The following is a 22,999-nucleotide window of genomic DNA, read 5'->3' on the forward strand; positions in this document are numbered from 1 at the left end:
GCCGAGTTTCGAATCAATCATACGTCTTTCACTAACAAACCACGCTCATTTAATGCTTGCTCTGCTTCATTGAGAAGTGTCTCATCGTCTGCTGCGATTGTATGCAGATGAACTCCGCCTGTTAATTCCGACAATAAAGCCGCTTCTGATGACTGAATTTGTTCGATAAATCGCCTGACATCGACTCGATTGGAAATATGTAAAACTGCTTTAAATTCTCCGTAAATTGGATGGTCGACAATGACATCTTTCACGTACACTCCGTGGTCGACTAAAATCGTCAGTTCTTCTTCGGTTTGATCGCGATTGTGACGACACGCAATCGTTCGTTCAAACCGATGAGTTTCCGCTTGATCTCGCATGTAAACATAACCTTGGCTCGTGGACATAATCGGCTCATTTTGCGCTTTTAACAACGCAACATCGCCAACAATTACTTGCCGACTAACCTGATACGTTTCAGATAGCTCTTTACCCGTTTGCGGTTCATTTTCTTCTTTTAACTTATTTAAAATATGTTGCCTTCGCTCATCGCTCGACAATCGTTGGTTGGCCATCGGAATTCACCTCATTAAAACATTCGTTTCGATTAATGTATTTATGCATGCAGCTAGCTGTTTTACCTCATCATAAGTTGTATAACGACCAAATGAAATGCGGAAGAATTGCCTTGCTGTTTCATCATCCATCTGCAAGGCGTTCATTGCATTCGCTGATTGTTGATAGCGCACATCACACGCACTACCTGTTGAGATCGCAATATTATGTCGATTACATTCTAACATAACATACTGCCCTTCCATACGTTCGATCGCCATCCCGATGATCGAAGGTAATTGAATCGATTTTTCTCCTTCGAAAAATTTTATCGCACTTGGTTCAATAAGCGATTCTTTGAACAATGTCCTTAAGTGAGATTGATAGTGGCGTTCTTCTTCGATTCGTTCAACCGCTTCCTCACAAGCAGATGTCATGGCAACCACACTTGGAACATCTACCGTGTTTCCTTTCAACCATTTTTGTGCCATGCTTGCCGGATCATATTTCGGATGTTCTTTTAAATAAATAAAGCCTGCACCTTTAGGGCCGTAAATTTTATGACTGGAAACAGCCAAACTATCAACATAATCTGAGATCTTTGATAAGTCTACTTTTCCAAAACTCTGTACAGCATCAACATGTAATAATGCCTGATAGTCAGCACACAGTTTACTAATTTGTTCAATAGGCTGAAGCGTGCCTATTTCGCCATTACTATGTTGCACACAAACAATCGCTGTCTTTTCACTTAACACCTCATTCAAATGGTCTAAATCAATTACACCATTTGAATTAAATGGGACCACACTCACTTGATACCCTTCTTGTCTAAACGTCTCTTCCATTTGACGAAGCGAATTATGTTCACCAGCTGATAAAATGACATGATCTCCAACTGCTTGCTGCTTCAAATGCTCTAAAGCTAACCAATTTCCCATCGAACCGCCACTAGTAAAATAAATTTGATCTGATTCAGCCCCAACAAATTGACCTAATTGCTTTTTGCAAACTTGGACAACCTGTTCAGCTTCACTTCCCAAATCATGCATACTATTCGCATTGCCAAAATATTGACGTGCTGATTTCACATAAGCATTCAGTGCCGTATCGCTCATCGGTGTTGTTGCAGCATAATCTAAATAAATCACTCAACATCCCCCTTTTTCAAAACATCACCTTGCTATTCATTTAATAATATGTAAATATAGGTGTCAAGACACATGTAAACGCAAAGTGATAAAGGGGTTGGGGAATATTGAACAAATTGAAGTTAAAGCAAATGCTGACTGATTTCTTTAATGAAGACATCGGGGATTATGACGTGACAACTGATCACTTATTTAATGAACATGACCGAAGCGAACTTATGATCACAGCGAAAGAATCAGGTATTTTTTGCGGTGAATCTATTATTTATGAGGGCTATACTTTACTAGATGACACCATGCATATTGAATTATTAGTACGTGACGGAGAAAATATTACGCCAGGCGATGCCATTGCTTACATAACGGGACCCATCAACACATTATTAAAAGGTGAACGGGTTATTTTAAACATGATTCAACGTTTATCAGGTATTGCGACTACAACGGCACAGGCTGTCGAAAATTTAAATGATCACCATATTCGTATTTCCGATACGCGGAAAACAACACCTGGACTAAGAATGCTAGAAAAATATGCTGTTCGTGTAGGAGGCGGAGTCAATCACAGGCTACGCCTGGATGACGCAGTTTTAATTAAAGATAATCATATCGCCTTCTTCGGATCGATTCAAAAAGCGATTCATCAAATTCGAAGGCAAATCGGCCATATGATTAAAATCGAGGTCGAAATCGACGACAAAGAGCAATTACTAAAAGCCATTGAAGCAGACGTCGACGTGATTATGATAGATAATACTGACATAACGACTATAACCGACTGGGTAAAACTGATCCCTGACTCCATAACCATTGAATTATCTGGTGGAATCACACCAGAAGATTTATCACAATACCGCGGATTACCGATTGATATTATTTCAATGGGGTACTTAACCCATCATATCCAAGCGCTAGACCTAAGCGCTACTCATCAGCCGATTAAGGAGCGTGTATAACGATGTCATTGTTACAACAAATAGAACAATCCGTATCACAAATTCCTGAACACTATAAAGAATTGGATCATGACCGTCTAAATCAGATTATTCAACAAGCAAAGGATGAATTAGGTGACGAGTTGTTTATACCTGGGCACCACTATCAGAAAGATGAAGTGATTGCCTTTGCTGATGCTCGTGGTGACTCACTTGAATTAGCCCGGAAATCCGCTCATACATCAGCAAAACATATCGTCTTTTGCGGGGTCCATTTCATGGCAGAAACGGCCGATATTTTATCAGATGAGGATCAGCACGTTTATTTACCAGACTTACGTGCAGGTTGTTCGATGGCCGACATGGCTGACATCAACCAAACAGAACGAGCATGGGAACAATTAACTAATCAACTTGGAGATACAATTTTGCCGATGACTTATGTAAATTCTACAGCTGCAATCAAAGCCTTTGTCGGTAAATATGGTGGCGCAACGACAACGTCATCTAATTGCGAGCAGATGATGACGTGGGCCTTTAGTCAAAAGGAACGGATTTTATTTTTACCCGACCAACATCTCGGTCGGAACACAGCTTATGATCTTGGCATACCTTTGGAACAAATGGCCGTATGGGATCCCATCTTGGAAACGTTAATCTATGACGGGGATCTCGAGGATATTAAAGTCATTTTGTGGAAAGGACATTGTTCTGTACACGAAAACTTTACCGTTCATAATGTCGAGGCAGTCCGTGAACAGGATCCAAATATGAACATCATTGTCCACCCTGAATGTAAACGGGAAGTTGTCGAACTTTCAGATGATGCTGGTTCGACACGGCATATTATCCAAACAATTGAAGAAGCGCCACCAGGAAGTGAATGGGCAATCGGAACCGAAATGAATCTCGTGAAGCGACTTATTAAAGAAAATCCTGATAAGCACATCATATCGTTGAATCCTCACATGTGTCCTTGTTTAACGATGAATCGCATTGACCTGCCTCATCTCGCTTGGTGTTTGGATTCCTTAAGACAAGGCGAACCTATGAATCAGATCACAGTTGATCAAGCGACAAGCGATCAAGCAACAGCTGCATTAGAGCGGATGTTAAATCGATAACACTAAAAAAGGTTCAAATACGAGTTCACCGTATTTGAACCTTTTATTAATCATGCTTCGTGAATTTTGCCATCAAATTTTGAGATGTCACATGATGTGAGCCTGTGAATAATATGCAGAGCTGCTTCATTGTATACTTGTTCTTCTGAAGCAATCGCATTTTCAGGTACCCACATCGAATAGCCTTCGATATAAGCATCTTTAGCGGTAAATAAAACGCACATATCACCCGCAATACCTGTCATAATGAGATGATCAATTCCTAAGTCTTGCAACATCAAATTTAATTGCGTGCCGTAAAAGCCAGAATGCTTGGGCTTATAAATGAAATAATCATCTTCAGTTGGACTTAATCGATCAATCCAGCCTTTTCCCATACCATCTGAACAATAGTCGACTAATTCGTCATAGGATTTCTTCCACATGCCAAAATTGTCATTCACATATATAACGGGTATCCCTTCTTGTTTGGCTAACTGTTTTAACTCAACAATCGGTTCAACGATGTCTACCGTATTAGCGTATAAATTTTCCGCACCGACAAAATCCATTCGATTAATCATGTCGATAATAAGTAACGCTTGATTGGCCATTAAACATCACCTTTTTGATACGGCTTAGGGCCAGGTGGTACTTCACGTTTATGAGCTGAACGTTTATGCAAGGATTCAATAATATCAGCTGATTTTTCCGGAATCTTTTCACCTTGCAGAAACGCATCGATGTGGTCATAAGATACGCCCATTTCTTGCTCATCCGTCTGGCCTTCCCACAAACCAGCACTCGGTTGTTTATCTAGAATCGCATCGGACACACCGAGATATTCGGACATTTCATAAACTTCTTTCTTCGTTAAATTACGAAGAGGCTCCATATCTGCTGCTCCGTCACCATATTTCGTGAAGTAGCCTGTATAGGTTTCGGCCATATTACCTGTACCAACCACTAAATATTTAAAATTCTGAGCTAAAGCATATAGCGTACCCATACGAATACGTGCCTGTAAATTTGCTTTCACCAACTGTTCCTGTTCATAATTCCACTGCTCTTGTAATTGAGCTTGAATCGTTTTAATTTGTGTTTGATACGTTTCGGTTAATTCTATTCCATAATACGGCATATCTAATGTATGAACTAAAGCCAGTGCATCAGTTTGATCAGTAACCGTTTGATTAATTGGCATGATGACGCCTAGTGAGCGTCCTGGAAAGCCACGCTGCATCAATGCTGCAGCCAAAGCTGAATCAATGCCACCACTCACACCAACAATAACTCCATCAGCACCGGCATCATCCACATAATCTTGCATCCAGTTGACGATATAATCAATCCGCTCTTCCATCGAAACCCTCCTTGAACTTCTAGTTGTAATATACCTTTAATGCGAATTCTCAAACATCCAACAAATAAAAATACCACCAACTCAATTTAGTTAGTGGTTATGATAAAGAATTTAAAATTGGCAGTTTATCTTACCAATAGACTTTATAAGATTTTTTATTGCTAATTTAATTCTTTTCACTTAGTTGATTCACCCAGTTATTGTACCAACTAGTAATTTTCACGCTTGGTACAATATCTAACTCATCTTTCAAAATGGTCACAAGTTTGCAATAATAATTTTCTACTTGTTGGCTATCTCCAGTGAATGCAAAAGTTCTCATCAATTCATAATAACCTTCTTCTTCTAAAGGATACCTTTGTTGAATATCCAATGCATGTTCTACTGCTTTATCCATATAATTTTGAGCACGATACCATTCAATCATTTTGGTTTTGTTAATAATCCATAAAAACTTAAATCTAAGTTGTTCATCATATGTCCATAAATAATCATAGCCTTCAAAGTAATCACCTTTTAAATAACTCATAATCAATTCATAATCATTTATCGTTTGTTCTGTTAACGGATGTTCTTCATTCATGAAATCCTCACATATATCCACATCAACTTTGACATTATAAAGCATAACCTTATAGCCAGTCCCCAAACTTTGAACTTCAATGTTTCCTGCAAATCGTCTTAAAGTCTTACGAACTTGATAAATTGTCGCATATAGTTGTGTTAAAGCTTTATCCATTTCGAATTCTGGCCAAAGAAGCTCAATTAACTCATCTTTACTGACTGTTCTTTGGCGGTTATGGATTAAGTAATAAAACAATTGCTGCGCCTTAGATGTTCTCCACTTAATAGAAACATAAAAATCATTTTCATAAATAGCTGGTTCTTTAAACAACTGGATAAACAGATGCGATTTTTGATCCTTATGTTGATTATCAGTTAATTGGAAATGCTTGATTAACCGATCTGTTGTATCTTTCAGTCGACTCAAAGTGAAAGGTTTTAATAGATAATCTAAAGCATTTAAATCAAATGCTTTTATTGCATAACGATCATAGGCTGTTACGAAAACAATTTCTAAACGAGAATCTTTCTCTAATAGTTGTTCTGCCACCTCAATACCATTGAAACCAGGCATTTCTATGTCTAAAAACACTACTTCAACTTGATTTGTTTCTACCCATTGAATTGCCTCGTCAGGATTCTTAAACTGACTCACAACACAATAAGCCTCAAGACGTGATAACTGTTTGTTTAAATAATCCAATGCTAAAGGTTCGTCGTCAATAAGAACTGTTCTCATATAAGTCACCTCCATGAACATTGTCTGTATGCTTAGGAATATTAAAAGCAATGATTGTCCCAACCCCAACTCGACTTCTAATAACTAAGCCAGAAGAGGAATGTTTCTTCAGTCTCCAATTTGTATTAATCACGCCTATTCCATGACTTGAATGGTGATCAATACTCTTAATAGATTGGACTGTTTCATCAGCCATTCCAACGCCATTATCTTTAATAATTATTCGCAAATAATCCTTTCTTCTAAAAGCTTTGATTTCAATTTTTCCACCTTCTACTTGTTTTAAAATACCGTGTTTAATAGCATTCTCCACAATTGGTTGGATTGTTAGCCTCGGGATATAAAATGATTCAGTATCCTCAACATCCCAACTAACTTGCAGCTTATCCCCAAATCGAAGTTGTTCAATATATAAGAAAGAGTTAACTATGGACAATTCCTCACTAACAGGAATCGAATGATCAAATGAGTCAAAATTAAATTTATTTCTTAGTAAATGACTGAACTCTTCAATCAGTTGATTCATCTTTCTAACATCAATATTACTTAACGCGTTAATTGTGTTTAATGTGTTGAAGATAAAATGCGGTTGAATTTGAGCTTGTAACCATTTAGATTCCGTTTCTAATTGTTTCTGGATAGATCGATTAATATTAATTAAATTACGCACTCTTAATTGTAATTCTTTAGCATTGACAGGCTTAGTTATATAATCATTGGCACCAACCTTTAATCCAGTAACAATATCACTTGTATCTTGTCTAGCAGTTAATAATAGAATTGGTAATTCTGAGCTACTATATCGTTTGCGAATCTTATCGGTTAAATCAAATCCTGAAACCCTTGGCATCATGATATCAATGATCAATAAATCCCATTGTTTTAAATCTAAATTTCTTAATAATTCTAGACCATCAGTCGTAGACGTAATCTCATAATTCTCATCTACTAGAATCGATTCAATTACATTTAAATTAGTAACATCATCATCAACTACTAAGACCCTAGGATGGTTCGCACTAGTATTTTCAAACTTACTTTCACCGATAAATGTGGATCTATTGTTAACATTGCTTGTTACTAATGATGTATTAGAATCATGTACAGGGTTGCTATCACTTACTTGTAATGTGAACGTTGTAACTGTCCCTTTACTAGGTGCAGATTCTACAAAAATTTGTTCACCATGTAACTCAACTAACTGTTTACTAATACTTAAACCTAGTCCTATTCCTTCTGATTCAGCAGCTTTTTGCTCACCTTGTTCATAAGGAATAAAAACGTAGTTTAACGTATCGTTATCCATGCCGTCACCTGAATCGGCAACTGTTACAGATATTTTATCTTGGGTTCGTTTCGCACTTACAACAATGTCACCTTCACATGTAAATTTAACAGCATTATGAATAAGATTGTACAAAATTTGAATCACTCGTTTTTCATCTGCATAAATCGGTGGCAATTGATCCGAGACATCATTTATTAAACGAACTTTACGATCATCAAGCTTAAAATAAAACAGATCTAGAACTCCCGAAATAATAGACTGCAAATAAAAGGAATCGAATTGGATTTTGGGTTCTGTAATCTTAAGATTTGCCATTTCAAATAAATCATCTAACAATAACGATAACCTATTACTTGATAAAACAACAGTTTCTAACTCCTTAGTACTCTTTTCATCCAACATGTGCTCATTTCTTTTCAAAGTCGTCTGAGTTAAATTGATAATATTATGCAATGGGTCTCGTAATTCATGAGATGTTTTAGCAAGGAAATCATCCTTCTCTTCAGCAACTCTTGTCAATTTGACCGCCTGATCTTTAGAATGTCGGTAAATTGACATGTACTTCCCTAACCACATGATTGAAAAACAACCAATCGTTACAACTAAATCAATAGGATAATAGGTAATATTAATCCCTTGTTCAATCCAAATCCCCCACCATATATAGCTATGTAATAACGATAATAATGCCAGTAATAACCATAATGATTCTCTACTCTTGTTATTAGTTTGTCTATAAATAATAGCAATTGCTCCAATAAGACCAAATATAAGCAAAGATGAGAAGACATCTTGCAAATAAATCGCCTGATCAACTGATATTACTAACAATACAACAGTCACTGATGAAAACACTGAACATATTACCCATCGAGGAATAAAGTTAAATTTAACAGTATCATTTTTAATGATCATCCAAAGTGAAAATAAAATAACTAATGTTGCTAAATGAGCAAGTTTAATATTCCAATCATATTCAAGCTGAAACCAATAAGCTAATAATTTTTCATGACTTCCTAAAGAATGTGTTACAATAGCTCCTAATAATAACAATGAGATATGGATAAAGTTCCAATTACGATCGTTTATAATAAATAACCCAATTGCATAGATAGCATGTATTATAAAAGCAACCATTACAATTATTTGCATTGAATAACTAAATAGATTGTCCGTTCTGATGATTGAAGACTCTCCAAAAGTAACAGACCTTGCTAAACCACCTTCACTCTGTTCTACAAAATTTGCGACTTGTAATGTAATATCTATTACTCCTGCATCATTAGGGGCGACAGAAACAGTGTAAGGTAAGTTTTTAGCAGTGAATTGACTCTGATTAGATGAAACATCCCCTGATTTAGCAACCTGTTCACCGTTTACGTATAACTCTGAGGCGGTTCTTGCACTAGGTACTTTTATACTATAAGTTTCTTGCGAGTTTTCGTTTACCAAAACTTTTAAATGATACGTACCATAATTATAGGAAGAAGAAGTATCATCAGACCAATCATGAGGCACAGTAGTATATTGACTTTCATCACTTACTTGTGAGCCAACTGTGAACAATTGATTAGGTGAAAACAACCATTTACCACCTAGTTCAATTGTGCCTTCATAAATAGAGTCGGAGTCTCTTAAATCAATCACACCATTTTGTATTTCCGGGCGCTCTATATTGTGATCAAATAGCATTACCCAAGCAAAACGACACACTGATAGAATTGATACAAATAGGACAATATATAAAATTAATTTTTTGTGGTTCAATTGATTAGCTTTGCCCATATTACTGAAACCCCTAGAAGATCATTTAACAAAATTATACCATTAATAACAAATCATTTCTGAATAAATCCTTAATATTTATTCATGTATACATCCAGTTTTCTAAGTCTTTTATAACATCTCAACCTTATTCACTAAAGATACCGCCAGTAATGAAAGTAGGGCTCAATTCATTACTGGCGGTTAATTAAATCTTTTCAAATTTTTTAATCATTCAACTACCTTTTGGAATTCACCATAAACAATAATACGATCTGAGCCATCGTCACTGTAACAGCTGACAAGTGTCAATCTTTCCTCACCTTCTACATCATCAATGACATCAGTTCGATGGGGCTCAACAACTTCACTGTCAACCATTTCATAGACATACTGCCGCTTCCCGTCTGAAAGAATCATGGCATCTCCTTCTTCAATATCACGAATTGGAGCAAAAAGTAACGAACGGTTTGTATTATTGTGTCCGGCTAAAGCGTAGTTGCCTTTCCCCATTTGTTGATCAGGTTTCATAGTCCCTGCTCCAACGTTTAAACTCTTATTCGTCGTTCCGTATAAAATCGGCAACTCCATTGAAACAGATGGAACTGAAATAGAGCCCAAGACATTCTCTTTTTTAATGTCAATATCATTGATTTCAGATGAGTCCAGCGAATCTATCGCATCAAAATCAAATTGAGGGTCACGGCTAACTGTCGTGTTAGCCGTAATGGTCTCATGCGATACATTCAATGCTTCATCATACTCTTTATCCAATAAATATGGTTTGATTATATAATCTAGCATTGGTTGATAACTTACCAATACAATCCCTAAGACGATCATCGTAATAGCTATCGTTTTCTTCAACGACATCAACCCTTATCTTCTGTCATCTTATTTCGGCGTAATAACCATACACCGCCAATTAATAAAAATCCACCGAATACAACAAACTTCCAATCAAATACGCTACCAGTTTGTGGTAATGCTTCGTCATTATCATTGGACGTGTTTTGATTATTACTTCCTTCAGTATTTGAGCTTTCATCATTTGAAGAACCTTGATCTTGGTCGCCTTCTTGATCCCCAGACGAAGGTATGCTTTCTTCGTAGGTGTTGATGATATGATACTCTTCAACTTCTGTAGAATAGCCATCTACTGACTTTTCTTTTACCGTGTATTCAAAGCGTTTTCCTTCTTGGTCAAATTCAGGTAAATCTTTAAAAGTATATTCCCAATCATCTGATGCAGTTAACGTCGCTTCTCTAAATAGCTCCCCATTCTGATAAAGCGAAACTAAAATGGAGTTTGGTCGGACAGATTCTGCATCTTGCTCCCATGATTTAGTAACATCAATAGATGTAACACCTACACGTCGATTGGTAATATCGAACTGATCATACATAGGATGATAACCTTCTATTGCTTTTTCTTCAATAGAGTAATCATATAGTTTTCCTTCATCATTGTATTTTTCTAATTCATCAAAGGAATATTGCCAATTAGAGTCGGCAGTCACTTCTTGAGTTTTAATCTGTTCGCCATTTTGTAACAGATGAATTTTGATTGCATCAGGACGATTGTTAGCATTACCATCTAACCATGTTTTCTGCCCTTCTACTGACGTCTTCCCTACACGAGTATTTGTAATATCATACCCTTCGATATTTGTTTCATATCCTTCAACCGGTTCTTCTTCAACCGTATAATCGTGAGGAATCCCATCTTCATTGTAAGCCTCTATCTCATCAAATTGATAGGTCCACCCATTTTCACTTGTCACAGTTTGTTGATCTACTTGTTCACCATTTTTGAGTAAACTGACGGTAATACTATCTGGGCGCTCAGCTGATTGGTCATCTTTCCAAGTCTTGGTTCCAGAAACCTCTGTTGTACCAGTTCTCAGATTTGTAATATCAAAACCATCAATAGATGATTGATAACCTTCAACTTCACTTTCTGATACTGTGTATTTGTACTCTTCACCATCAGAATTAAATTGAGGCACATCAGTAAATTCATAAACCCAGTCATCTGATGCTTTAACAGTACCTTCCCTAAAGGATTCACCATTTTGTAATAGTTGAACTTGGATAGAATCTGGTCGACTAGATGAGTCCTGATCGAGCCATGTCTTCGTGACATCTATATTAATATCTTCTGAACGAACATTTGTGATGTCATAACTGTCCTCATCATAAATTGGTTCATAACCAGTTACAGCTTCTTCTTCAACAGTGTATTCATAAGGTTGACCATCTGAATCATAAGCATCTAAACCTTTAAATTGATATTGCCAATCCATGTCAGATGTCACAGGTTTACTTTTTATCTTCTCACCATTTTGTAGCAAATTAACTGTAATAGTTTCTGGCCTCTTAGATGCATCACCATCAAGCCATGTTTTTGTTCCTTCAACAGATGTTGTTCCGGTTCGTGTATTCGTGATATCAAAACCATTCACATTAGAATCATATCCTTCAACATCATGTTCTTCTATTGAATATTCAATAGCTTGTCCTTCTGAATCGTAAGCTGGTAAATCTGCAACTTCTTTAGTCCAATTGTCCTCAGCAGTTATCTCAATTTCTTTATAGGAATTGCCGTTTTTCAATAAATCCACCTGAATTGCAGACGGACGATCTTCTGAATTCGGATCTTTCCATCCTTTATTGATGACAATTGACCTTTGTTCAGATCGCGTATTTGTAATATCGAAAGTACCTTCTTCAACTTTTGATTGATAACCTGAAACTTCTTGCTCACTTACTTCATAATTATAAGGTTTACCATTTTCATCAAATCGATCTAGATTTTCAAACTGATATTCCCAATTATTATCAGCAGTGACTTTTATCGTTTCCTCAACTGTTCCATTTTGTAAGAGATTAATCGAAATCGACTCAGGTCGGTCTGCTTTGTCATCATCCTTCCATGACTTAGAACCTTCAACGGAAGTTGTACCAACTCGTACATTTTCAACAGTAAACTGCTGATTTTCATCCTCATTAATACCTTTTAACTCATAGCCTTCACTAGTAGAAACTTCTTTTATTTCATAGTTATATTTCTTTCCACTTAGATCATAAGCATCGAGGCCATCAAACGTATAACTCCAGTCATCTGCGGAGGTCAGTTGAGCCTCATCGATCGAATTACCATTTTGATAAAGTTCTACTTTGATTTGATTTGGTCGATTTTGAGATCCTTCTTCATCCAACCATTCTTTATCAACTGTGACGGATGTTTCGCTCACATTCGTTATGGTAAATCCATTTATATGATCTCCAGTGATGTTTTGCTGGTTATAACCATCGACAGCTTCTTCTTCGACATAAAACTGATATTCTTTGCCTTGTTCATTAAATCGTTCTATACCGTTGAATGTATATTCCCAATTATCACTTTTAGTCGTTGTTACTTCTTCAATTGGTTCTTCTTTACCTTCACGGAACAAGCTAACAGAAATTTCGTTCGGACGAGAATCAGTAGATTCTTGATCATTCCACTTCTTCGAAACATTTATATCTGTAGTACCTGTTCGAGTGTTGGTGAATGTAACTATACCACCATCTTCGGATTTAGTTGATTGATAACCTTCAACAGCTTGTTCTTCTACTTCATAAGTGTACTTGGCACCCTCATCATCATAGACTTCTAATTGATCGAAGGTCGTTTCCCAATCGTCCTCCGAAGTTAACGTTTCTGTCTTAAATGGCTCATCTCCATCATTTCGATATAATTCAACCGTTACTTCATCCGGACGGTCATTGGTTACATCTTGTTGATCATTCCACTCTTTCTCAACGTTAATTGATGTCTGTTCAGATCGTGTATTTGTTAAGTCATAGCCATCTACAGTTGTTTCATAACCATCTACAGTATCTTCAGAAATCGTATAATCATAAGCTACGCCACGATCATCAAACTTAGGTAAGTTTTCAAATTGATAGGACCAATCATCACCTGATACTGTTTGTTGATCAAGTTTTTCACCATTTTGATTGAGAATAACTTCAATTTCCTCAGGTCGATCAGCTGTTTCAGGTGTATCTACCCATGTTTTGCTTCCTTCAATCGTTAAAGAACCTTCTCGAGTATTAATAAGATCGTATCCATCAATCTCTTTTTCATAACCTTCCACATCAACTTCATCAATTTGGTATTGATAACGTTCTCCTTGGTTATTATAAGCTGGTAAGTCTGTAAACTCATAATACCAATTATCACCCGCTGAGACGGTCTTTTCTTTTAAGAAATCAGAATCATTCTTTCGTGTCAACTGTACTGTAATAGATTCAGGACGCTCTTCTGAATTGCCATCTTGCCAAGTTTTTGTTCCCTCGACACTTGTGGTATCAGCGCGAGTGTTCGTGATTGTGACAGTATCACCATCACGTTCCCTATTTGAATCATAGCCTGTAACAGGTGCTTCTTCTACTTTATAACTGTATTCGACACCTTCTTCATTATACTGAGGTAAATCCTCAAATTGATGAACCCATTCACCACTTGCATTCGGGGATACATCAACTGTTTTATAAGCGTCTTCTGGGTAGTCTTCATCACTATGAAGCTTCTGATATAAATTAAGCGTAATTTCATCTGGACGGTCCGCTGTGTCCTCTTGATCAACCCATTCTTTGGTTACGGAAATATCTTTCGTGTTAGTTAGAAGATTTTCGATTGTAAAACCATCATTCATATTTCCGTCACTATTATTTAAAACATAGTCATTTCCAGGGTCTACTTCTTCAATTGTATATTCATGTTTATTTCCTTCTTCATCATAAACAGGCAAGCCATCAAAAGAATGTTGCCACTCAGATGACAGATCAACAGTTTTATAAGGATTTTCGCCACCATCTTGTAATAGATTTATGGTAACAGATTCTGGGCGATTCCCTAGACGGTCACCATCATCTAACCAACTCTTAGTCACATCAATTGATCGTTTGAGTTCATTGGTGATTGTAAAGCCTTCTTCTACATTTCCTTCAATGTCATTTGCAAGTTGATAATCCTCAACATTCTGCTCCTCGACTGAATAAGTATATTTATCACCATTTGAATCAACTGCATCCAATCCAGTGAATTGATAAGTCCAATCATCTGCAGAAGTCATTTCTACTTCATCAACTTTTTCACCATTTTGCATAAGATTAACCATAATTGAATCAGGTCTTAAACTTTGTTCATCATTATTATCTTTCCAGTTCTTGTTAGCCTCAAAATCGACTAACTGGTAATTTTGAATGTCTAGCTGAACTTGTTGATTAGAACCAAGTTCAATATCAAACGTAATATCTCCCCAATAAGGTTGATAACCGTCTAGTGGACTAGTTTCCGTAAACTCATAAGTACCAGGACGTAGGTCTTGAACTGTGATAACACCATTCTCATTAGTTGTGTGTGTTGTTTCAGTATAGGTTCCATCATTATCTAAAGATGTAGCTTTTAATGAGAATTCAACACCCTCTAAAAGTTCATCAGTATCACCATCAACTTTTGTTAGTTCAACAGATCCTTTTATAATCTCGTTATTAATTTCACCAAGATCAATTGTTTCCGTAGTAGAATTGTCTGAAATGGTAAACACTTCCGTTTGGCCATCACCTGAAATCTTATAACCGTTCGGTGCTTGTACTTCTTTTAAATAATAATCACCAGTAGGTAAGCCTGTGATACTTAATGCACCATTCTCATCTGTTGTTAAACCAGTAAAACCTTCTACGGAACTATCATTTTCTGCATTTATCACATCGAACTCAGCACCTGATAACTTATAACCTGTCTCAGCATCTACCTTAGTTAATTGAACATCTGTATAAGGATCATTTTGTACCTCTTGTGTCACTGTCGTACCGTTATGCACATCATCTAAGGTTACATCAATTTCAATTGGTCCGCTATTGGCTATATAACCCTCAGGGGAAGCAGTTTCTGTAACCTGGTATGTCCCTGGTTTTAAATTGTTGAAAGTGACTTTGCCATTTTCATTAGTTGTAGCTGTGTGTGTAGCTGCAGAATAATTACCGCTACCATAGTTTAATTCAAAGGTTGCACCCGCTAGTGATTGACCATTAACCGAATCTGTTTTGGTCAATTCAATAGCAGTTGTTTTTACTTCATTTTCAATGGTACCTGTTCCGATATCCGCTGGTTGATCTTGGCTACGATCAATAGTGAACGCGATTGGATCATTCCCTGAAAGATTAAACCCTTTAGGTGCAGCCGTCTCCACAAGTTGATAGTCACCAGGGCGTAAGTCTCCAGTATCGACAACGCCTTCTGCATCAGAAGTTATTGTTTTAACCACTTCTCCATCTGGGGTTTGAACCTCAAACTCTGCCCCTTCTAGGCCATCACTCAAATTATCGGCATCAACTTTTGTTGTCGTTGCACTTCCTGGAATCAAGTCATTTTCTACCGTTATTTCATCAATTTCTGTCTGTTTTTCCTCGATTGTAAAATCATACTCTGTGGTATTTTCTTGATAATCCTGAGCTGGCTGAGTTTCTACAAAATGATAATTACCAGGATCAAGATCTTGGATTGAAATCATGCCATCTTGATTTGTCGTATAAGTGCCTTCAACGTTGTTATTATCATCTCTTAATTCAAATTCAACACCTGACAATGGATTACCATTAAATCCGTCTACTTTTGTCAATTCAACATGTCGCTTGATTTCTTTGTTAGATACTTGGTGTTGAGTGGTTTCAGCATCAACTGTTACTTGTTCTTCACTTTCAATACCAGTGACATATCCTTCAGGTGCTTTAGTTTCTTTTAGAACATAATCACCGTACAATAAGTTATCAAATGTCACGATACCGTTCTCATTCGTTGTCCCCGTTTGTAATAGAACATCACCAGATTCATCGTATAGTTCAAATTCTGCCCCTGCTAATGTGGTTTCAGGATCATCATTAGCCACTTTCTCTACCAGTAACGACCCTACTTCACCACTTATTGATCCAGATATACTTGATAAATCAATAGCTTGAGAGTATTGATCACCTGTATCAATATCACTCGTTTCATTCGCATCAAAAGTGAAGTTATTAGCAAGATTTCCATCACCTTCATAAAGAATATAAGTATCATATTCTAAGACATAAGGTCGATCAATTTCTCCATTTTCAAAATCGATCGTAAATGTCTCTTGACCATTATCATTTTCAGTGAAATCGATAGTATAGTCTTCACCTTGATTTAATGTGTTATCTGTTTTTTGAATGTCTGTTTCTGTCACATTAGTTTCATAGATTTTGATAGAATCTTTTAATAGTTGCTGATTAATACTTGGTGTATCAGTTACTGTTAAATTGGATACTGTTGACTGTGTAAAGTTAATATCCACATTCCAATTAACAACTCTCGGATTCTCAGAGCTTTGAGATGCCTCTTTATCCGAATATTCTCCACCATAATCAGGTGATAAAGATGAATCTAAAGTGATCGGCTCATTATTATCACTTTCTACAGTTGCGGTGTTATTATACTCATTCTGAATGAGCTGATCGTTTAGATCAGTCGTATATTGAATGACATAACCAGAATTAATATCTCCTAAAGATACTTCAAAGCCTGAATCACCATTACTATTAGTGCTATCAGATACGCTTGCATCTGTCACTTGATCTCCAAGTTGATAGCCATTCTCTCCGCCAGTCAAATTCATTTCATAGACGTTGACGTTATCAACACTAAAATTCTGATCGCCTAAGATATAGTCATTAACGACGACATTGTTTAAAGTCTCTAAGTTATAGTTCACACCAACTGTCCAAGTGATTTCTTTCGTATCCATGTTATAAGAAGCATGTTTAAACCCGTTGTTCTGCGTATATTCGTCAGGGTCGAAAGTTGCCGATCCTTCTTTCGTGTGAGATTCGTCATTTCTTGTCCACTCTAATAGCGCATCATTAGTAAATGGACTTTGAGTGACTTCGTCAAAATCAATTGCTGTCGTATAATCAATCGTCACTTGCTGATCAATTGCTTGATTAAATTCTATTTGAATTTCTCGAGTTGATTCATCATAAGAATACGTATACTCAGAACCATCACTCCATGCATCACCACCATGAGTAACGTTGATATCCTTTGGTGTGAATCCTTGTGGAAGTGTATCCGTAAACGTTACATCTCCCATTGTATAACTATCACGATTAATTAAAACAGACCAACCAGTTTCTTTACTATTATAGTTTGCATCTTCATGAGATTTAATAAAAATGCCTTGATTGATCGATTGATTACCATTTTCCTCATGGTTAAACTCATCACTAATCGTATTTTGGATATCCATATCGTCAAATACGCGTTCAGAAGCTGTTGTTTGATAAGTTACCTTATAAGCTTGATTAATGCTATTATTAAACTGAAAATCGAATCCTTCAGAACTTGGGTTTATTGTATATTCAGAAGAGTCGACTTGATTTTCAGCCTTTTCTTCACCAGTATTTTGATTAATATCAATCTGCTGAACTTCAAAACTATCTTCTATTAATTCTTGATTCGCACCAAACTGATCATGCAATTTAGCGTTTTCTTGAGTTACATTTTTTTCATCATAATTATATTTGACTTCCCAAGTAATTGTTTGACTGGTGTTATCATAATTAATCGCTTCTTTTTCAAGCGGTTCACCTCGAACAACCGATACCGTTGAATCTGCTTTCAAGTCATCTTTGTTGTCACCAGTTAATACGGCTTCGTTCTTATAAGTTTCACCTGTTGAATCATTAACTTCCGTTTCATACACGACACGATAAGCTGAATCAATAGTTCCTAGGCTTAATGGGAATTCTTGTCCAAAGTTATGGTCTGTTACTTCAGTTTTCCCATCCACATCCCCATTCGCATTCATGTCTAATTCATATACTTTCAATGAACCATCTACAAAAGAATGATCACCCTCTGTAGGTGTGTCTGTTAATTCTGCATTCTCAATCGTATTTAAACCTTTATTAAAATCAATCGTCCACTCAATCGTTTCGGTGTTATAAGATTTATCTGGATTAGCTTGCTTTTCAATTCCAGAAGCATTCGGGAAGAATTTAATTGGGAAATCAATACTTTTCCCTCCCGAAATCGGGAAATTTATTTCATCATCTTCTGCAGGCCCTGAATAGTGAGCATCGAAGCTTGATTCAAGCTGAATGTTACCTACAATATCACTATTTTTTTCGATATTTTCATTAAAATTTATAACGACTTGATTATCATTTGTATGATAAGTTCCAAAAATAGTCCCATCTGCTCGTTCCAACGGTTGTGCATCCGATTCTGGAAGAGTCGGAACATTGAACATGTCTGGAACTTCAATATGATAGTAGTCACCATCACCATATTCATGACCATTCGGTAATTCAAATTGATAATCTAAACTAACTTTAAATTCGTCATATGGGTCTGTCACCTCAATTAATTCATCCGGTGGTAGTTCAGTAGATTCACCATTCGACGAAAGCTTATTGAGTGTGACATCTGTCACAATTGTTTCACTTATCTCTTGACCATTGTTCTCTGCAGCCATTAAGGCCGGACTCAACATCGACTGTGTTGCTAATAAAGCAATCATCACTATACTAAGTAATTGTTTCATTATGTATAATCCCCCTTAAAAATATTCTCAAATTAATCACAGTTTTTTACTATATTTGAGAGTAGCATTTTCACATATGCAAAATCTGTACAACTGAGATTTCTTAATATTTGGGGGTGTTTACTAGATTGATTAGGAATAGTGAGTTAATTTACCAATTATGAGCATCCAAATTTCAATATCATTCGATAACAACAATCTAAAAAAATTAGACCAATACTTTAAACCCAATAAAAATCCATCGTGAAATGCCATTGTTCAATAAAGCCTAATAAATACCACTCATACAAAATCTTCATTAACAAAAAACCTACTTGGTATCAAGTAGGTTTAGATTTGTTTTACAGTATTTTCTTTTATAAATTTGACTTCTTAGAATAAGTTAAACTTGTCTCAAGACCTTCTCCATTGCTTTTCCTTTAGCTAATTCATCAATTAACTTATCTAAATAACGAATTTCTTGCATGGTTGGCTCTTCAATTTCTTCTACACGCACACCACAGATGACACCTTTTATCAAATGTCTTGAGGTGTTCATTTCAGGTGCCTCCGCAATAAAGGTTTCAAAATCTGTTTCTTTTTCCAGTTGAGCGTCAATTTCTTCTTGAGTGTACCCTGTTAACCAACGGATGATTTCATCAACTTCAGATTTTGTTCGCCCTTTTCTCTCAGCTTTTTTAATATAGTGAGGATAGACACTTGCAAAGCTCATCGTATAAATTTTATGTTTAGCCATAGACCTTCTCCTTCGTCTTTATATCTATACTTTAACATATATTGACCACGAGCTGATTAGGAATTAGTTAACCTATTACTGCATATTAAATATACAAAACAACCTCAATTCTTTGAATCAAGAAAGAATTGAGGTTGTTAAGTTAATCTCTCATCATATTCCATTGAAGTGGTGTTCCTTTTCTAATTGCCTTGTTAGCCTTTTTCCCTAACACTTCGGGTAAATATTTCGGACTTAAGCCATACCCAGGCCGAATTGACCGCACATGATGCTCAGTGAATATTTCACCTGGTTGAATATCTTCTACCACAAATAATGACCGTGCTAGTTTTCGTGATGTAGCTTTTTGTTCAGTTATCAAATAATCGACTTGACCTAGTGCTTTTTCTGCTTGGCGCACGGCATTTACCATTTCCTGAAATTCATATGGCTCCATGGAAAAAGTCGCGTCTGGGCCTCCAAGGGCTTTATCTAAAATAAAATGCTTTTCAATAACCCTTGCCCCGAGTGATACAGCCGTAATCGGAACAATGCTTCCATCAGTATGATCAGATAAGCCGATCTCTGTGTTAAAGGTATTTTTAAAGTTCACCATAGTGTTCAGATTGGTGTCTTCAATCTTAGCCGGATAAGCTGATGTACATTTTAATAAGGTAATATCATCATTGCCTACTTGAAGACAAGCTTCAACCGCTTCATGGATTTCTTGAATCGTCCCTATCCCTGTCGATATGATCATCGGTTTGTTTTTCGACGCGGCATATTTAATTAACGGTATGTCGGTTATTTCAAAGGAGGCAATCTTATAAGCTGGCGTGTTCAGCGTCTCTAATAAATCAACAGCTGTTCGATCAAACGGACTGGAAAAACAAATTAAGCCTTGTTCATGAGCATAATCAAACAATTCTTGATGCCATTCCCAAGGCGTGTAAGCTTCTTCATATAAATCATACAGCGTCCGTCCATCCCAGATCGTGTCATGGTTCAATTTAAAATAATCTTGTTCTGATTGAATTGTCATCGTATCAGGTGTGTAGGTTTGTAGTTTGATCGCATCGGCTCCTGATTTAGCTGCTGCATTAATCGTCTGTTTGGCAATATTAATATCACGACCATGATTGGCGGACAACTCAGCAATGACCAACACACGATCTTTTAATAATCGATGGTCCAGGTTACACATTACTGATTCTCCTCGTTTTCATTGATTAAAATGTTTCTCCCTAATATGAAGGCTTCAGCATGGTGAATCCCTATACTAGACCCTCTCCATTCAGATAACACCCGCACTCCTTCGATCGATCTTGGATGAGGCCAATCGCGCATTTCAGACGTATAAGACTGTAGCGCTTTTAATTTTGTTTCGATGGAATGAGAAATATCGACATACCAGTTCGGATTAAAGCTTGGGGCAGATTGAGGTGGCATCCATTCAGTACTGGAAACTGTTTCGAAAAATAATAGTTGTTTAACTAAATGTTGGCCTGGAATCGGGCGACAAGCTGTGATGACAGCTTCATGAATACGTCTGTGGTCAATATTAACATCACCAATATGATGCGTATAAACAATGTCAGGTTTAACTTGGGCTACTATTTGTTCAATCACTTTAATAATATCTAATCGGTCCAGTTGATCCATACGATTATCTGGAAACTGATCCAAAATTAACTCATGTACACCTAAGATTTGATTAGCTCGTTCTGCATCTTTCGCCAATTGTGATAATTGATCATATCGCTCTTCTCGGTCACGCTTAGGATCTCGACTTGTAATCCCTTCTGCTAATATTACAGAATGGACCTTGTCACCTTGCCTAATATGATTCACAATCGTCCCGCCACACCCGAGGATTTCATCATCAGGATGAGCGGCTATGACTAAGACATTACGCATCGCTGTCTTCCTTTCTCGTTATTTTCACATCAGCATGAATATATCCCTCTTTTAAGCTCGCCCGCTCAAATTCAAATAATAAACCAGCTGTTTCTAAATAGGCACGTGGATAAGAAGTTGCATCTAACATCCTGATATAATCAAAGGCTTTTTCTAATGTGTCGATTCCCTTCAGATCACCTTCTGTTCTTTTTCGTCTTGAAAAAGAAACCACTTCCCCGACTTGTTCATAAGGGGTCGGTTCTGTTTCGATTATTTCTTGAATCATTTGCTCGATCCTCTGGGCTGCTCTCATGTAGATTTCTTCAGCTGAGCCATGTAAATTTAAATCTTTTTTTAGATAAATCGGCCCAGCATCTAACTCCGCTTCACAACGTATAGCCGTTAATTTTGTTTCGTAAATGCCTCGACTGATTAAATTTTGTAACGGGGTGCCACCTCTTCCATACGGTAGATCAGTCATATGAAAAACAATACATTCAAAGTTCTCATACACTTCTTGAGGAATGATGAATGACCAATGAGGGATAAAAATATAGCGAGGATTAATGGTAGATAAATAGTCGTATGTTAACGATTTGCGATCAGATATATAATAAAATTGATGGTCTAAAGTATTGGTTAAATTCTCGTAAACTTTATGATACCAGTCATGATTCGCAATAATAACGTTCTTAACTTCGATCACCACCTATTCATCTAATAATTCTTTATAAAATTCTATATGCGTCTCATACTCTTTTGGTTTAAAATTCGCTTTTTCAAAAGCCTTAATCGATGCTTTATTTTGATATTTAACCTTCCCAATTAGTTTACTAATCGGTAAATCGTATTGATGAACGATGCCTGATAAATACTTGATTAATTCACTACCATAGCCACGGCCACGATAGGCATGGTCTATACTATAATCAATCAATCCAACATCTTGTTCTATGTCTAATCTTAATTGACCGATTGGCTGATCGTATCGATTTACCATAAATATTTTATGATGAGGTGATTTCAGTATATTCTTAAACCATTCTTGATGGTCACTGTAAATAATTTTATTAGAATCAAACGCGTTATCTCGCACACTTTCCTCATTAGCCCAAATATATAATTGATCACAGTCAGACTCATTTGCTTCCCTAATATAAAAATCCTCCACTCTAAACACCTCTATTCAATTAACATTTAAGCTTTGTTAAAGTCCGTTGTTGATATTGTGCTCCGCTTTCGGTGGACGCTTTCCGCAGGCACGGCTCGAGCCTCCTCGGCCGAAAAGCGTGGCCTGTGGGGTCTCGAGACTCGTGCTGTTCCT

At 36.6% G+C, this 22,999-nt stretch carries 15 protein-coding genes; 2 read left to right on the forward strand and 13 right to left on the reverse strand.

Translation table 11 applies throughout. The annotated features are described in order from the left end of the window. Nucleotides 1-17: 17 nt before the first annotated feature. Complete coding sequence (locus tag FHR85_RS07945) at nt 18-557, reverse strand: transcription repressor NadR (protein WP_167262340.1); 540 nt, start codon at nt 555-557, stop codon at nt 18-20. A 6-nt stretch (nt 558-563) separates the two neighbouring features. Then, nucleotides 564-1,688: an IscS subfamily cysteine desulfurase gene (locus FHR85_RS07950; protein ID WP_167262341.1), complete on the reverse strand. Its 1,125-nt coding sequence runs from the start codon at nt 1,686-1,688 to the stop codon at nt 564-566. A 107-nt stretch (nt 1,689-1,795) separates the two neighbouring features. Here FHR85_RS07950 and nadC point away from each other — a divergent pair, with 107 nt between their 5' ends. Beyond that, nucleotides 1,796-2,644 (forward strand): carboxylating nicotinate-nucleotide diphosphorylase, encoded by an 849-nt coding sequence (gene nadC, locus FHR85_RS07955; protein ID WP_167262342.1) that lies wholly within the window; start codon nt 1,796-1,798, stop codon nt 2,642-2,644. A 2-nt stretch (nt 2,645-2,646) separates the two neighbouring features. Next, nucleotides 2,647-3,747, forward strand: a complete 1,101-nt coding sequence (gene nadA / locus FHR85_RS07960; protein WP_167262343.1) for a quinolinate synthase NadA — start codon at nt 2,647-2,649, stop codon at nt 3,745-3,747. Nucleotides 3,748-3,797: 50 nt separating this feature from the next. On the opposite strand, the gene FHR85_RS07965 is transcribed toward nadA, so the two are convergent. The 11 genes from FHR85_RS07965 to FHR85_RS08015 all read right to left on the reverse strand — a co-directional run bounded on the left by FHR85_RS07965 (nt 3,798) and on the right by FHR85_RS08015 (nt 22,846). Beyond that, entirely contained in the window at nt 3,798-4,340 is a 543-nt protein-coding gene (locus FHR85_RS07965; RefSeq protein ID WP_167262344.1) for a cysteine hydrolase family protein, read from the reverse strand. Continuing rightward, nucleotides 4,340-5,089: an NAD(+) synthase gene (gene nadE / locus FHR85_RS07970; RefSeq protein ID WP_167262345.1), complete on the reverse strand. Its 750-nt coding sequence runs from the start codon at nt 5,087-5,089 to the stop codon at nt 4,340-4,342. Before nadE ends, FHR85_RS07965 begins: the two co-directional genes overlap by 1 nt. A gap of 166 nt (nt 5,090-5,255) precedes the next feature. Beyond that, complete coding sequence (locus FHR85_RS07975; protein ID WP_167262346.1) at nt 5,256-6,392, reverse strand: response regulator; 1,137 nt, start codon at nt 6,390-6,392, stop codon at nt 5,256-5,258. Then, the gene (locus FHR85_RS07980; protein ID WP_167262347.1) at nt 6,373-9,465 is read right to left on the reverse strand and encodes an ATP-binding protein; all 3,093 of its coding nucleotides are present in this window, start codon (nt 9,463-9,465) and stop codon (nt 6,373-6,375) included. Before FHR85_RS07980 ends, FHR85_RS07975 begins: the two co-directional genes overlap by 20 nt. Before the next feature lie 210 nt (nt 9,466-9,675). Further along, complete coding sequence (locus FHR85_RS07985) at nt 9,676-10,311, reverse strand: class A sortase (RefSeq protein WP_167262348.1); 636 nt, start codon at nt 10,309-10,311, stop codon at nt 9,676-9,678. A gap of 5 nt (nt 10,312-10,316) precedes the next feature. Next, nucleotides 10,317-19,061 (reverse strand): Cna B-type domain-containing protein, encoded by an 8,745-nt coding sequence (locus FHR85_RS07990; RefSeq protein ID WP_167262349.1) that lies wholly within the window; start codon nt 19,059-19,061, stop codon nt 10,317-10,319. 382 nt (nt 19,062-19,443) lie between these two features. Then, on the reverse strand, nt 19,444-19,797 hold the full coding sequence (locus FHR85_RS07995; protein WP_167262350.1) for a DUF2200 domain-containing protein: 354 nt from the start codon (nt 19,795-19,797) through the stop codon (nt 19,444-19,446). Between the two features lie 142 nt (nt 19,798-19,939). Next, entirely contained in the window at nt 19,940-20,980 is a 1,041-nt protein-coding gene (gene pseI, locus FHR85_RS08000; protein ID WP_167262351.1) for a pseudaminic acid synthase, read from the reverse strand. Further along, nucleotides 20,980-21,693 carry a PIG-L deacetylase family protein gene (locus FHR85_RS08005; RefSeq protein WP_167262352.1) on the reverse strand — a complete coding sequence of 238 codons (714 nt, stop codon included), beginning with the start codon at nt 21,691-21,693 and terminating at the stop codon, nt 20,980-20,982. The genes pseI and FHR85_RS08005 overlap by 1 nt, the downstream gene beginning before the upstream one ends. Then, entirely contained in the window at nt 21,686-22,381 is a 696-nt protein-coding gene (locus tag FHR85_RS08010; RefSeq protein WP_243864194.1) for a formyl transferase, read from the reverse strand. Before FHR85_RS08010 ends, FHR85_RS08005 begins: the two co-directional genes overlap by 8 nt. 3 nt (nt 22,382-22,384) lie before the next feature. Further along, nucleotides 22,385-22,846 (reverse strand): GNAT family N-acetyltransferase, encoded by a 462-nt coding sequence (locus tag FHR85_RS08015; RefSeq protein WP_167262353.1) that lies wholly within the window; start codon nt 22,844-22,846, stop codon nt 22,385-22,387. Between the last annotated feature and the right edge of the window lie 153 nt (nt 22,847-22,999).

Origin of the sequence: Alkalibacillus almallahensis (assembly GCF_011761495.1) — a bacterium.
GTDB classification, from domain to species: Bacteria; Bacillota; Bacilli; order Bacillales; family Alkalibacillaceae; genus Alkalibacillus; species Alkalibacillus almallahensis.

Excerpts from the sequence above, each read along its gene's own strand:
- FHR85_RS07945 (WP_167262340.1), bottom strand. The coding sequence starts at position 557 with ATGGCCAACCAACGATTGTCGAGCGATGAGCGAAGGCAACATATTTTA.
- nadA (WP_167262343.1), top strand. The coding sequence starts at position 2,647 with ATGTCATTGTTACAACAAATAGAACAATCCGTATCACAAATTCCTGAA.
- FHR85_RS07965 (WP_167262344.1), bottom strand. The coding sequence starts at position 4,340 with ATGGCCAATCAAGCGTTACTTATTATCGACATGATTAATCGAATGGAT.
- nadE (WP_167262345.1), bottom strand. The coding sequence starts at position 5,089 with ATGGAAGAGCGGATTGATTATATCGTCAACTGGATGCAAGATTATGTG.
- FHR85_RS07975 (WP_167262346.1), bottom strand. The coding sequence starts at position 6,392 with ATGAGAACAGTTCTTATTGACGACGAACCTTTAGCATTGGATTATTTA.
- FHR85_RS07980 (WP_167262347.1), bottom strand. The coding sequence starts at position 9,465 with ATGGGCAAAGCTAATCAATTGAACCACAAAAAATTAATTTTATATATT.
- FHR85_RS07990 (WP_167262349.1), bottom strand. The coding sequence starts at position 19,061 with ATGAAACAATTACTTAGTATAGTGATGATTGCTTTATTAGCAACACAG.
- FHR85_RS07995 (WP_167262350.1), bottom strand. The coding sequence starts at position 19,797 with ATGGCTAAACATAAAATTTATACGATGAGCTTTGCAAGTGTCTATCCT.
- pseI (WP_167262351.1), bottom strand. The coding sequence starts at position 20,980 with ATGTGTAACCTGGACCATCGATTATTAAAAGATCGTGTGTTGGTCATT.
- FHR85_RS08005 (WP_167262352.1), bottom strand. The coding sequence starts at position 21,693 with ATGCGTAATGTCTTAGTCATAGCCGCTCATCCTGATGATGAAATCCTC.